Consider the following 13,486-nt stretch of genomic DNA (forward strand, 5'->3'; position numbering starts at 1 on the left):
AAGGAAACCGTCCTTCGTGACAAGGATACTTATCCTGGTCAACATCCTCATTAGCCTTGCTCTTATTCCGGCTTACCTCGCACCTTACGCCGACCCCGGAAAATCATCCATATTGGCTTTCTGGGGCCTCGCATATCCTATTATTCTGTTCATAAATTTACTTTTCCTTCTCTTCTGGCTGGTGCTCTGGAAAAGATATTTTCTTATCTCTTTGATCTTTATTCTTATAGGATGGAATTATTTTCAGAAACATTTCAACGTCAATCTGGGTACTCAGGAAGAAACAGTTGGTAAAGGGATAAAAATTATCTCCTATAATGTACAAAACCTGGCAAAAAACAACCTCCACATCCAGGATAAGGAACACCGGATGGAGATCTTCCGGTTCCTTCTTTCGGAATCACCGGATATTCTCTGCATGCAGGAGTTTTACTATTATGGCAAGGATACTGTACCCCTGCTAAACGATCTTAAAGACCAATTGCATTTACATTACATATCCAGGAAGAATTATTACCCATGGCATCATAAGATTCATGCACTGGTTACGCTTTCTGCATACCCCATCCTGGAATCAGGTTATCTTACCGGAGAAAAGGAAAGGGTATTTGCATTGTTTTCGGATCTTCTGATCGGGAAAGATACAGTCAGGCTTTATAACGTACATCTGGAGTCTATCCGTTTCGGGGAAGAAGACTTCCGTTTTGTATCGGAATTAACGAAACAGGCACCGGAAAACACAGAATTACGGGAAGGATCACGGAGCATTTTTGACAAACTCGGGCAGGCATTTGCCAGGCGTGCATTCCAGGCAAGAAAGCTTTCAGAACATATCCGCCAATCAAGGTATCCTGTCATTGTTTGTGGTGATTTCAATGATACACCGGGCTCCTTCTCATATAATAAGGTTGCGGGTGAATTAACAGATGCCTTTTGTGAAACAGGCCGCGGATATGGCAACACCTATGGGGGCAATCTTCCACCCATCCGCATCGACTATATCCTGCTGGATCCTGAATTTGATATTCAAAGTTTTAAAGTACATAAAGTGATAGACCTGTCGGATCATTTTCCGGTAAGCGCGATTATTTCGCTTCCATAAAAAGGTATTGCTATTTTTGCACTATATGGATTTCAGACTCACATCCGATTATAAGCCTACCGGGGATCAACCGGAAGCCATTCGGCAGCTGGTGGAGGGACTGGAGCGTGGGGACCCCGCTCAGACACTTCTAGGTGTAACCGGTTCAGGAAAAACCTTTACGATAGCCAATGTGCTTGAAAAAGTGAAGAGACCTGCTCTGATCCTAAGTCACAATAAAACTTTGGCAGCTCAGCTCTATGGTGAGTTCAAGCAGTTTTTTCCCGAAAACAAGGTTGAGTATTTTGTTTCTTACTATGATTATTATCAACCGGAAGCGTATCTTCCTGTTACCAACACATACATAGAAAAAGACCTTTCCATCAATGACGAAATCGAAAAACTGAGACTAAGCACATCTTCCGGCCTTTTAAGCGGAAGGCGGGATATAGTTGTAGTATCCTCTGTTTCCTGCATTTACGGCATTGGTAACCCGGATGATTTCACACGGAATGTAGTCAGGATAAAACGCGGGGACCTTCTTCCAAGAAACCAGTTACTTCACCAGCTTGTGGATGGTTTGTACTCCCGCTCGGAAATTGAGTTCACACGTGGTAAATTCCGGGTGCGCGGGGATACGGTTGATGTTTTTCCCGCTTATGCAGATATCGCGTTCAGGATAGTCTTCTTCGGAGATGAGGTGGAAGAAATTGAAAGCTTCAATCCTGTGAACGGACATTCAATTGAGGTTTTGAACTCTGTTAGCATCTACCCTGCCAATGTCTTTGTCACTTCCAAGGATAAGATGAACCAGGCAATAGTGGAAATACAGAAAGACATGATACGGCAGGTTGCCTTTTTCAGGGATAATGGCAAATACACCGAAGCGAAAAGGCTGCAGGACCGTGTTTCTTATGATCTGGAGATGCTGAAAGAACTGGGATATTGTTCGGGGATCGAAAACTATTCCAGGTATTTCGATGGCAGGAAGTCCGGTACACGCCCCTTTTGCCTGCTTGATTATTTCCCTGACGATTACATCACCATCATCGACGAAAGTCATGTAACCCTTCCCCAGGTCCGTGCCATGTTCGGAGGAGACCGGTCGCGGAAGCAAAACCTTGTCGAATATGGCTTCCGTTTGCCATCGGCCCTGGATAACCGCCCTCTGAAGTTTGACGAATTCGAGGCTTTATCCGGTCAGACCATCTACGTCAGCGCTACCCCGGGAGATTATGAAATACAGAAATCCGAAGGCGTGATCGTGGAACAACTGATAAGGCCTACAGGACTGCTGGATCCGGAAATAGAGGTAAGACCAAGCAAGAACCAGATCGACGACCTTCTGGAAGAAATACAAAAAGTTACCGACAGGAAAGAGCGGGTATTGGTAACCACCCTCACCAAAAGGATGGCCGAAGAACTTAACAAATACCTCATAAACCTGGGAATACAATCAAAATATATCCACTCTGAAGTAGATACACTCGACCGTGTTGAGATACTGCGTGACCTCCGGCTTGGCAATTTTGATGTATTGGTCGGGGTTAACCTGCTCCGGGAAGGCCTGGACCTGCCTGAAGTGAGTATGGTGGCCATCCTTGATGCCGACAAGGAAGGCTTTCTGCGGTCAGATCGATCCCTGACACAAACAGCAGGAAGGGCTGCCCGTAACCTGAACAGTAAAGTGATTATGTATGCGGATACCATAACGGAATCAATGAAGAAAACTATCGAGGAAACCAAGCGCAAAAGAGAAAAACAAATGCTTTACAACCTCGAAAACAATATCACTCCTACCCCGATTGTAAAATCTATTGAAGAAATCATGGGGCAAACTGCGGTTGCGGATCGTAAACCCAAAGAGCCGGTTGCCTACATCGAAAAAGCTTCCATTAACCTTGCCGCCGATCCCGTAATTGCTTACATGAAAAAGGACGAACTTGAAAAAACCATTTCTTCCTTGAAGCAGGAAATTGAAAAAGCGGCGAAAAGCCTGGATTTTATCGAGGCTGCGAGATTAAGAGACGAAATGTACGAATTGCAAAGAATATTGAAAGAAAAGGATTATGCCGGATAATAAATATCTTTCGAATGAAGGACTACTCAGCTTAGCCATACAGGCCGCGATGGATGCAGCCATTCCTATCCTGGAAATATACCGTCAGGAATTTACTGTGGAAATGAAAGCTGACAACAGTCCGCTAACCCTGGCAGACAAGGCTTCCCATCATACAATAATGGAACGGTTGGCCTCATCCGGTATCCCTGTTCTTAGCGAAGAAGGAAGGGCTATGCCCTATGAAGAAAGAAAGGATTGGGAATATCTCTGGATTGTGGACCCTCTGGACGGAACCAAGGAATTCATCAAGAAAAATGATGAATTTACAGTAAATATCGCTTTGGTAAGGAACGGAAAACCGGAATTGGGGGTCATTTATGTCCCCGTATTAAAAGAATTGTATTTCGCCGCTCCCGAATTCGGGTCATGGAAAGTTATTAGCATTCAGGCTGAAATAAAAACAATTGATATACACGCACTTATTCAAAGTGGAAAACGCCTTCCTGTAGCTCAGTCGGCAAGACCATTCACCATTGTTGCCAGCCGTTCGCATCTAAACCAGGAAACACAAAGCTATATTGATGAAATCCTTCAGAAATTTCCTGATGCAGTCATGATCTCCCGGGGCAGCTCCCTTAAGCTATGTCAAATTGCTGAAGGTGCTGCAGATATATATCCTCGCTTTGCCCCTACCATGGAATGGGATACGGCGGCCGGACAAGCCATCATCACTCACTCGGGAGGATTTGTTAACAACATGGAATCAGGCGAAGAAATGACTTACAACAAGGAAAACCTGCTGAATCCCTGGTTTATTGCCGGGAGAAAATAAAAAGGCATCCCGGTGGGATGCCTTGAATGCTATTAGGCTAATATTCTGATTCTATTCAACAGCAATCAATTCCACATCAAATACCAATGGAGAGAAAGGGGGAATCCTGTCTCCGGCACCTCTTTCACCATAGGCAAGTTTGGAGGGAATAATGAGGGTAGCTTTACCACCCTGGCGCATAAGTGCAATGCCTTCATCCCAACCCTGGATCACACGACCTTGTCCGAGCGGGAAAGAAAAAGGGTCACCCCTTTCAACAGAAGAATCAAATACAGTGCCATTGAGAAGTTTCCCCGTATAATGGACTTTAACATTTGCACCCGGGACGGCCTGGGGACCCGATCCTTTTTCACGTTCAATATAAATCAGTCCGCTTTCTCTTGGTTTTTCTGTAATTCCGTTATCCTTCAAATACTTGCTCAGAATAGCAGATTCTTCATTTTTGTTTTTCTGCTGAGAAACTTCCCGTTGTTTGCGTTTGTTTTCCTGATCCTTATCGTAAGCGGCCTTGCTACGGATATCGACCAGTTCCACCTCATACAAAAGTGTTGAATACGGCTCGATCACCTGTCCGCGTTGCTGCGCCCCAAAAGCAATATTTGATGGAACGATCAGATGCGCTTTCCCACCTTTTTTAAGCATTCCGACAGCCTCATCCAATCCATCGGTATCAAACTTCTTACCATACTCATATTCAATGGGATCCCCACGGTCAAGTGTGGAAAATATCTTGTTGCCATCAATCAGACTAACAGTCATGTGGATCTTAACCATCTCCCCTTTAACGGGCTTTCTTCCAACACCTTCCTTTTCAGGAATAAAATACAAACCGCTGCTTGTAGGTTCAACCGTAATATTGTTTTCTGTAAGATAGTTTTGAAGGTCAATCTGTTCCTGCTCTCTTCTCTGATCTAACCTCTCCTGCTCCTGGCGGGCTTTTTCTTCACGCGTCATAAGGTTCTTCAGACCTATCTCGAAAGTCATGAAGCTACCACTGTCGACGAAATCAGGAAGCTGAGGGGCACGGGCGGTGATCAGATAAAACGAATCGGCACTGATCAGGAAGGTTGCACTGTCGCCTTTCGACATAAGCAAAAGTCCTTCGTACAAATCTCCTTTGAATTGTGCCGGTTCTACAGGAAATTCAAGTTCCTGACCAATCCTTTTACTGTCGAACATCACGGAATCTCCCAGTTTATAAAGCATATTTACCGTAACAATGTCACCTATCTTAGCCTGGATGGTATCGTTACTTTGGTTATGGAATTTATAATAAAGGCCGGTTTCCGTCTGGTCAAAACCTCTGAACTGAGGGTCTCCGCATGAAGTTATTACCACTGCAGTAAAGGATAGCAAAATGATGAATGATAAAAAATTCCTTTTCATAACAAACTGATTATTAATTTTTATTTTGAATGGCGATGTTTTTTAACTCTAAATCATAAATAAGTGTTGCTTTGGGAGGGATGTTCTTTTTAAGGTCTCCCAACAGTCCGTAACCAAGGTGCGAAGGTATAATAATTTTTGCTTTATCTCCTTCGGATAGATATAAAATTCCTTCTTCCAGACCACTGATCACTTCACCTTTGCCGGCAGTGAATCTGACCGGGCTTGATACCGTTGCAGAATCAACCCTTGTTCCATTAATGAGATGCACTGAATATACAAGAACAATGGCATCACCAGGCTGAACATTTTTTCCTGGTTTATCATCATAGATATAAATCTTTAGCCCACTTCCCGTTTCCATCGCAGGCCATTGGTAACGAGCCAGAAAATCTTCAATATGCTGTGCTTCAGTCTTTACAACATGCTTATTGGCTTCAATAAGAGGTTCTTTAAGATCTTTACTCCTTAACGTTTTTTTCTTTTGTTCCCCGTTATTGCAAGAGGAAGCAATAAATAGAATCAACATACATGAAAACAAGTAATTGATAAATACTCTAACAGAAAAACAATGAAAACGCATGGCTTATTATAGAAGTTGATGTATATAATCCTGCAATAAATCAGAAAATCTTTGCAAGGTATGCTCCATGGTATCATAGGAGTCTCCCCCGGCAGCATTGCGGTGTCCACCACCCAGGAAATGCTTCCTGGCAAACTCATTAACGGAAAAGTCACCGGTTGACCGGAAGGAAATCCTGATCTTATCATCTCTTTCAATGAACATAGCGGCAAAGCGGATACCTTTTATGGAAAGGGCATAATTGACAATACCCTCAGTATCACCGGGTTGAAAATTAAACATATTCAGTTCATCACGTGTCAGCCACATGTAGGCAGTAGCAAAATCCTGCAGCACAGTAAGTTTCTCACGTAAACAAAATCCAAGCAAACGAAGCCGTGATTCGGAAAATGTATCATAAATTAGCCGGTGTATCTTTTCTGCATCAATCTTCCATTTCATCAGGTCTGCCACAATTCTGAAGGTATTCTCATAATTGCAGGCATAACTGAAAGATCCTGTATCGGTCATTATTCCTGTATAAAAACACACGGCAATATCATGATCAATTTCTTTCAGCAAACCGGAATTGTAGATGAACTCATAAACAAGCTCAGCAGTTGAAGAGGTTTCTAGGCGGGAAAATACATGGTTGAAAAAAGCCAGATCAGGTTCCAGGTGGTGGTCAATCAGTATCTTTACTCCCCTGGAAGAACGGAGCGTATCTTCCATTCCGCCTACCCTTTTAGGCGAATTATAATCCAGGCAAAAAATCACATCAGCTTGGCTGAGAACTTCCTTCACTTTTTCTGCTTCCTTTTCATAAATCAATACACTTTCATTGCCCGGAAGCCAATGCAGGAATTCAGGATACTCATTGGGAACAATTACAGAGGCATTCAGGCCTGCTTTCCGCAAAGACAATCCAAGCCCCAAAGAAGATCCTATCGCATCACCATCGGGATTAAAATGGCTTGTAATGGCAATCTTGTGACCAGGAACAAGTAATTTGATTATTTCATCTGACATACCTGCAAAAATTTACTTCCCGGAATACTTAACATAAGATTAAAGGGTTAAGCGGTAAACGGGGAATATATTTCCTTATTTTTGCCCAAATTAAACAAATTAAGCGGAAATAATAATAAAAAATTACAAATGAAAGGAAACGTAACCCTTACGATGATCAAGCCAACTGCGGTCAGAAAAGGATATATCGGCCCCATCCTCGCAAAAATCAATGAAGCTGGTTTCAGGATACGCGCCATGAAATTCACGAAACTATCGGTCAAACAAGCACAATTATTCTACGAAGTGCATAAAGAGAGACCTTTTTACAACGATCTCGTCGATTTTATGTCTTCCGGACCTATTGTCGCCGCAATACTGGAAAAAGATAATGCAGTGGACGCATACAGAACTGTTATAGGGGCTACAGACCCTTCCAAATCTGAAGAAGGAACGATCAGAAAGCTTTATGGAACCAATATCCAGGAAAATGCGGTTCATGGTTCTGACAGCGATGAGAACGCCATAAAGGAGAGCAATTTCTTCTTTTCAGCTTTGGAACGCTTTTAAAACAACCGGTTTTAGAACAATTCCATTGTATACAATGCAAAAGCAGTAGGTTTAGTCATTCGATAACCTGTATTCTTCAACAGAATAATCAGAATAAAGTATTAATACTTTAACAACCTTCTTTCCTTTTTCTTTCTGAACCTTAAACTCAGGAAGAACAGGTTTTTCCTTTTCCTCTGCCTTTTCCTTTTCCTCTGCCTTCTTCTCAGGTTGCTTGTCCTCCTTTCGTGTTGTAAAAAGATCAGGAATTTCTTCCTTTCGGGTCTTACCGGTTAGTAACCATTCAATATCAACATCCGGATACCGGTGAAGGATTTTCTGTATAAAATCGAGACTGGGTTTGTTTCGCCCCGATAGGATATGAGATAAACCAGATCTCTGTATTCCGATCTCATCCGCAAATCGTGAGGGTGTTAAATTTTTGGACCGGATTATTTGTTCAATTCTGTTTTGCATGAAGAAAAATATATTACAAATGTAATCAAATCGTAGTTTACATTTGTAACCTTTTCGCAAATTCTTTACGATAAGTTTGTTTACATTTGTAACCTCAGGGAAGTGTTCTTTATTATACTGATATTAAATTAAATACACTTATAGTGATTTATTCCTGATAACTTTACTGTATCTAAATTATAACTTTAGATATAATTTTTATAAAACTGATTATAAGCTATATAAACTTGCTTAATGCTGAACTGATTTACGAATAGTGAAGTCATCCGGAATGCAGGATAAATAAATTACATTTGTAAACTTAGTTGATCTCGTTTCCTTTCTATTTATAAGGATTTTGATTAATGCGTATTGAATAATTCACATTTGTAAACTGTATTGATTACAAAAATCTGGCTTTTGTTTCTTAGTTTTGTGTGATAATCTTCATTCTTTGGTCCGTCGAAAAAATATCCTGGTAAGCATTTTATACTCCGGTCTAATAATATCCGGACTAATAATTATACATGGCTATACCCATGCTTCCATAACTTGTCACTCCCCTATCCCGCAGGTACCGGATACATTACATCGGCAAACAAAGGACACTTTAGTATTTCAGGGCAGCGACAGTATTTTCAATTGGTATGGGAATCAGGCTTTGAAATCCCGAAAATTTTATGATTCCATAAAGTCGGTGGCTTATAAGAGGAAAATCACTTCCGTTCTTTATCAAATGGCTTTTAAAAACCCTTCTTCTCAGGCACAAAAAGTAGAACCTGTTATAACTTCCAGGGAAATGCCTTATGTTCAATATTCCGGTAAGATTGTCCACAAGATTGAGATCATAAGGCTTCTGCCTTTTACCCCGGACAGTACCAAGAATCTACAGGGCTTTCTAAACCGGTTTGGAAACAGCCTCCATACTTTGACAAAACAATCTGTTATACGGAAGGAAATGTTTTTTAAGCCGGGGGATGAGTTGGATCCGCTGGTATTGGCCGATAATGAAAGAATACTAAGGGCCCTTCCGTTTATTGATGAAGCCAATATACAGGTTATTGAGACTTCTCCGGGATCAGACTCTGTAGACTTGATTGTTGTGACTAAAGATAAATTCTCCTATGCCTTCAGCGGTACCATTAAAAATGCCCGGAAATTTTCAGTCAGAGTTTGGAGTGTGAATGTCATGGGATTAGGGCATCGTTTCGACAATAAGATTTCAGTGAATACGGAACGGACACCTGTAGTACTATATGAAGAAGGTAAGTACGAAATAAGTAACATCGGTGGCTCATTTATTAAAGGTCTATTGAAATATACCCGGGATGATGATGACCGAAGAGACATTACCGCAGGGATTTCCAGGGATCTGATCCCCCCGTCATTCGATGACGCTTTCGGAATTAAAGTGGGTGTAACAACTTATCCTGCCTCTGTAAATGATCCGGACGGCAATAACAATGAAATCCAGATTGGTTCTTACCAGACTGATCTTTATTATACCAATGGAATTGCCTTGAAGAAAAATATCAGAGCAAAGGTAAAACACCCATCATACCTTTTGTTATCTGCCCGTTCCATCAGTCTTGATTACTTTTCCAGGCCATTTGTCAGTGCAGATAGCAACCTTGGTTTCAGAAGCCGCCTGACAGTTATAGGGGGAATAGGTATTGCCAGGAATAACTATTTTATCACCAACTATGTATATAGTTTCGGAAAAACCGAGGACATACCCTATGGATACACTTTCCAGCTTATCGGTGGATATGAATTGGGAGAATTTTACAACCGGCCTTACACAGGCTTACTTTTAGGTTATGGAAATTACTTCAACAATGCCGGGTATGTCTATAGCATAATGGAAATTGGCACTTATTATAAAGATGGGCAATACCAACAGGGACTATTTCAATGTAATGCCAGTTATGCTACTCCCGCTTTTAAAATGAAAAATGCCCGCATCAGAAACTATCTGAATATTAACTATACCCAGGGATTTCACCGGATTTCGGGGGAAGTGATACGGATGGACGACCGAAATGGATTTGAAGGTTTGGGAATCAATGACCTTCTGGGGCAGAAACGCCTGGTAGCGGGAACAGAAAGTGTGGTTTTTACCCCATGGTTTTTCTATGGATTTTCTACAGCCGTATATGGATTCGTTAATTGTGGAATATTATCCACAGAAAATAAGCCTCTATTCGATAATCCTGTATATGTTGGATTGGGAGTTGGGCTTAGAATCAGAAACGAAAACCTTGTATTTAACACGTTACAAATCCAGATCTCTTATTTCCCGGTTGCGCCACCTGGAGCTTCAGAAACTGATTTTTCCCTATCCGGTATCCCGGAGAAAAGCATACATGGGTTTTATTCCAATGCTCCTTCCATACCCTCGTTCTACTAAACCATGTGAACATCTTGGGTGAAGGCTTCTTGTCTGAAAGGAAAATATCGATCTTTGCAAAAAAAAACCATCATGGAAAGAAATATGGAAGACTTGACCCAGGACCCTATATTTAATCGGACCGTTATTGAATTCCTCACAGTAGCAAACGATTACTGTTTGTTCGTTGAAAAAGCTCATAAATACAAATTGGACGATATCCTGGAATATCTTCAAAAGATTGCACCTCTGATTTATCTGAAAGGAGCTCTGCTCCCTGAAGTGGAACCCGAAAACCCCGATGCCGATGAAAGATTTGTTACCGAAGAAAACTGGGAAATTATTTTCAACGATATGCGGGACAAATTTGTTGATAAAGACTTCTTCTGGTTTATAGATGATTCAACCTTCATTGATACGGAAATAACCAAGGGATCCATCCCTGAACTCCTTGCCGATATCTACCAGGATCTGAAAGATTTCGTGATGCTATATCAAAAAAATACCCTTAACGCAAAACAAAATGCTGTAAAGAGCTGTAAAGAACTCTTTGCCAGAAACTGGGGCTATAAATCCATCCTGCTGCAGAAAGCGATACACAAAATTTTATTTATCGATTGAACCGATAAGAGGCAGATAATGTGATTGTTACAGGTTACAGGTTTCAGGTATCAGGATTCAGGCCTCAAGTAGCCAACCGTAACCTTGGACCCTCACCTTGCTCCCTGCACTTTGCCCCCTGGAACCTGCAACTTGTAACCCCCTCCCTTCTCCCCTCTCCCCTCTCCCCTCTCCCTTCTCCCTTCTCCCCTCTTTATTCTTTCTTCTCACTTTTTCCCCTGCGAATTCAAAACTTAACAAAAGATTCATAAATTTGTAACGCTTATTTAATCTAAATAACAACTAAATGACCACTCTCCGTGAGCTGAAAGAAGGCGAAAAAGGCATCATTACCAAAGTCAGAGGTAGAGGCGCCTTTCGGAGGAGGATCATGGAAATGGGCTTTGTCAAAGGAAAGGAAGTAACCGTCATTAAGTCCGCTCCACTCAAGGACCCCGTGGAATACAGGCTAATGAATTATGAAGTATCCCTCCGTAGAAGTGAAGCTGCACTCATTGAAGTTGTTACCAGCGATGATTCAATAAAGGAAGATAAAACCGGCTTATTCAATGGTATCCTACTTTCCAATGGTCTCAGGAAAAAAGTAAGGGAAAAAGAAAAAACCATTGATATAGCTCTGGTTGGCAATCCGAATTCGGGAAAAACTACACTATTCAACCTGGTTTCAAAATCCAGGGAACATGTCGGCAATTATGGTGGAGTTACAGTAGATGCCAAGATGGCCCGGTTTAAAATGGATGGTTACACATTCAATATTACCGATTTACCGGGAACCTATTCTCTTACGGACTACTCTCCGGAAGAGCTCTATGTCAGAAAACACATTTTCAGTGAAATACCAGATATCGTCGTTAATGTTATAGATGCATCCAACCTTGAAAGAAACCTTTTCCTCACTACGCAGTTGATCGACATGGACATTCGGGTTGTTATCGCCCTTAACATGTATGATGAACTTGAAAAAAAGGGGGATGACTTTGATTTTGTTTCGTTGGGCAAAATGCTCGGAATTCCAATTATCCCTACCATCAGCAATAAGAGTAAAGGATACAGGGAATTGTTCCGTAAAGTCATTCAAGTATATGAAGATCAGGATCCCGATGTCAGGCATATCCATATCAATTATGGCTTTGATATGGAAAATTCCCTTAGAAAGATCCAGGATGCATTATGGAAAAGTCATGCTTTTACCGATAGAGTTTCCTCGCGTTATTACGCCATTAAGCTGCTTGAAGAAGATAAGTCAACCAATTTCAGCCTCTCCAAATTTGAAAATTACCCTGAAATAAACAGCATTGTTAAAAATGAAATACGCAAGCTTGAGCAACAATATAATGAAGAAACATCAACATTGATTGCTGATGCCAAATACGGCTTTATTTCGGGTGCATTAAAAGAAACCTATACCCCGAACAAACAGGAGATTAAGACAAGGGAGCAACGTTTTGACAGATTTCTTACCAGCAAATGGCTCAGTTACCCTATCTTTCTGTTTTTTATGTGGTTGATGTTTGAAACAACATTTATTGTCGGGCAGTATCCTATGGACTGGATTGAAAGTTTTGTAGGCTTCCTGGGGGCATTCATTTCAGCAAACCTTGCAGATGGGGTTGTCAAGGATCTTCTTGTAGATGGGATTGTAGGCGGGGTAGGTGGTGTGATAGTCTTTCTTCCTAACATACTCATATTGTTTCTGTTCATTTCCCTTATGGAGGATACGGGATACATGGCCAGGGTAGCTTTCATTTTAGACAAGTTAATGCACAATATCGGGCTTCATGGTAAATCTTTCATTCCCTTACTGATGGGATTCGGTTGTAATGTTCCGGCTATTTTGGCTACCCGCACCATTGAGAGTAGAAATGACCGGCTTGTGACTATGCTGATCAATCCGTTCATGTCATGCAGTGCACGGTATCCGGTTTATATATTACTTATTAGTGCTTTCTTCGAAAAACAACAGGGACTTATTCTTTTCGGCATTTATCTGTTCGGTATTGCCATGGCAGCTTTCATGGCTTTGGTTTTCAAACGGACCATGTTCCGTGCCAAAGAAATGCCTTTTGTTATGGAATTGCCTCCGTATAGGATGCCTACCCTGAAAACAACCATCAGACATACATGGTTTCGTGGAGAGCAGTATCTGAAAAAAATGGGAGGTGTAATTCTTTTTGCATCTATTATTATCTGGGCACTGGGCTATTTCCCCAGAAATAATTCTTTGCGGGAGTCTTATGACAATCAGGTCACAGAGGTCAGAAATTATTATGAATCACAAATAGGTAAATCCCAGCAATATTCATATTTAGGGCTTGATTTGTCCGTCGAAATGAACCAAAAAATTGACAGCATCATGTCTGAAAAGGTTTCAAGGCTTCAGGAATCATCTTTCATCGGAAGGATTGGAAAAGCGTTGGATCCTGTTTTGTCTCCATTGGGATTCAACTGGAAAATGAATGTGAGCCTTGTTGCAGGAATAGCTGCCAAAGAAGTTGTTGTGAGTACCCTTGGAGTTCTTTATCACGAAGATACAGGAAATA

12 protein-coding genes are annotated in these 13,486 nt (G+C 41.4%); 7 read left to right on the forward strand and 5 right to left on the reverse strand.

Translation table 11 applies throughout. From position 1 onward, the window contains the following. The first annotated feature begins 16 nt into the window (after positions 1 to 16). From KKA81_09775 to cysQ, 3 genes are read left to right on the forward strand one after another with little or no spacing between them, the layout of a single operon-like run. Entirely contained in the window at positions 17 to 1,102 is a 1,086-nt protein-coding gene (locus KKA81_09775) for an endonuclease/exonuclease/phosphatase family protein (GenBank protein ID MBU2651210.1), read from the forward strand. A 25-nt stretch (positions 1,103 to 1,127) separates the two neighbouring features. After that, a complete protein-coding gene (gene uvrB, locus KKA81_09780; GenBank protein ID MBU2651211.1) occupies positions 1,128 to 3,161 on the forward strand; it encodes an excinuclease ABC subunit UvrB in 2,034 nt (677 codons plus the stop codon). Continuing rightward, positions 3,151 to 3,975 (forward strand): 3'(2'),5'-bisphosphate nucleotidase CysQ, encoded by an 825-nt coding sequence (gene cysQ, locus KKA81_09785; GenBank protein MBU2651212.1) that lies wholly within the window; start codon positions 3,151 to 3,153, stop codon positions 3,973 to 3,975. The genes uvrB and cysQ overlap by 11 nt, the downstream gene beginning before the upstream one ends. A 51-nt stretch (positions 3,976 to 4,026) precedes the next feature. Here cysQ and KKA81_09790 read toward each other — a convergent pair whose 3' ends face one another. Genes KKA81_09790 through KKA81_09800 form a run of 3 tightly spaced genes read right to left on the reverse strand, consistent with a single transcriptional unit; the run spans position 4,027 to position 6,952 of the window. Continuing rightward, positions 4,027 to 5,361 carry an FKBP-type peptidyl-prolyl cis-trans isomerase gene (locus KKA81_09790; GenBank protein ID MBU2651213.1) on the reverse strand — a complete coding sequence of 445 codons (1,335 nt, stop codon included), beginning with the start codon at positions 5,359 to 5,361 and terminating at the stop codon, positions 4,027 to 4,029. 13 nt (positions 5,362 to 5,374) lie between these two features. Continuing rightward, on the reverse strand, positions 5,375 to 5,890 hold the full coding sequence (locus KKA81_09795) for an FKBP-type peptidyl-prolyl cis-trans isomerase (GenBank protein MBU2651214.1): 516 nt from the start codon (positions 5,888 to 5,890) through the stop codon (positions 5,375 to 5,377). Positions 5,891 to 5,950: 60 nt separating this feature from the next. Continuing rightward, positions 5,951 to 6,952 carry a DHH family phosphoesterase gene (locus tag KKA81_09800; protein MBU2651215.1) on the reverse strand — a complete coding sequence of 334 codons (1,002 nt, stop codon included), beginning with the start codon at positions 6,950 to 6,952 and terminating at the stop codon, positions 5,951 to 5,953. A gap of 129 nt (positions 6,953 to 7,081) precedes the next feature. Here KKA81_09800 and ndk point away from each other — a divergent pair, with 129 nt between their 5' ends. Further along, positions 7,082 to 7,501: a nucleoside-diphosphate kinase gene (gene ndk, locus KKA81_09805; protein MBU2651216.1), complete on the forward strand. Its 420-nt coding sequence runs from the start codon at positions 7,082 to 7,084 to the stop codon at positions 7,499 to 7,501. Between the two features lie 51 nt (positions 7,502 to 7,552). Here the strand turns inward: ndk and KKA81_09810 are convergent, their stop codons facing one another. After that, the gene (locus KKA81_09810; protein ID MBU2651217.1) at positions 7,553 to 7,957 is read right to left on the reverse strand and encodes a helix-turn-helix domain-containing protein; all 405 of its coding nucleotides are present in this window, start codon (positions 7,955 to 7,957) and stop codon (positions 7,553 to 7,555) included. A 433-nt stretch (positions 7,958 to 8,390) separates the two neighbouring features. Between KKA81_09810 and KKA81_09815 the strand changes: the two genes are divergently transcribed. Continuing rightward, positions 8,391 to 10,346, forward strand: coding sequence for a hypothetical protein (locus tag KKA81_09815; protein ID MBU2651218.1), 1,956 nt, complete (start codon positions 8,391 to 8,393; stop codon positions 10,344 to 10,346). A 72-nt stretch (positions 10,347 to 10,418) separates the two neighbouring features. Further along, positions 10,419 to 10,946: a DUF5063 domain-containing protein gene (locus tag KKA81_09820; protein MBU2651219.1), complete on the forward strand. Its 528-nt coding sequence runs from the start codon at positions 10,419 to 10,421 to the stop codon at positions 10,944 to 10,946. Between the two features lie 57 nt (positions 10,947 to 11,003). On the opposite strand, the gene KKA81_09825 is transcribed toward KKA81_09820, so the two are convergent. Further along, a complete protein-coding gene (locus KKA81_09825) occupies positions 11,004 to 11,195 on the reverse strand; it encodes a hypothetical protein (protein ID MBU2651220.1) in 192 nt (63 codons plus the stop codon). Between the two features lie 37 nt (positions 11,196 to 11,232). Between KKA81_09825 and feoB the strand changes: the two genes are divergently transcribed. Then, positions 11,233 to 13,486: ferrous iron transport protein B (feoB, locus tag KKA81_09830; protein ID MBU2651221.1), on the forward strand; the 2,254-nt coding region annotated here is incomplete at its 3' end.

This window comes from Bacteroidota bacterium, assembly GCA_018831055.1.
GTDB lineage: Bacteria > Bacteroidota > Bacteroidia > Bacteroidales > B18-G4 > M55B132.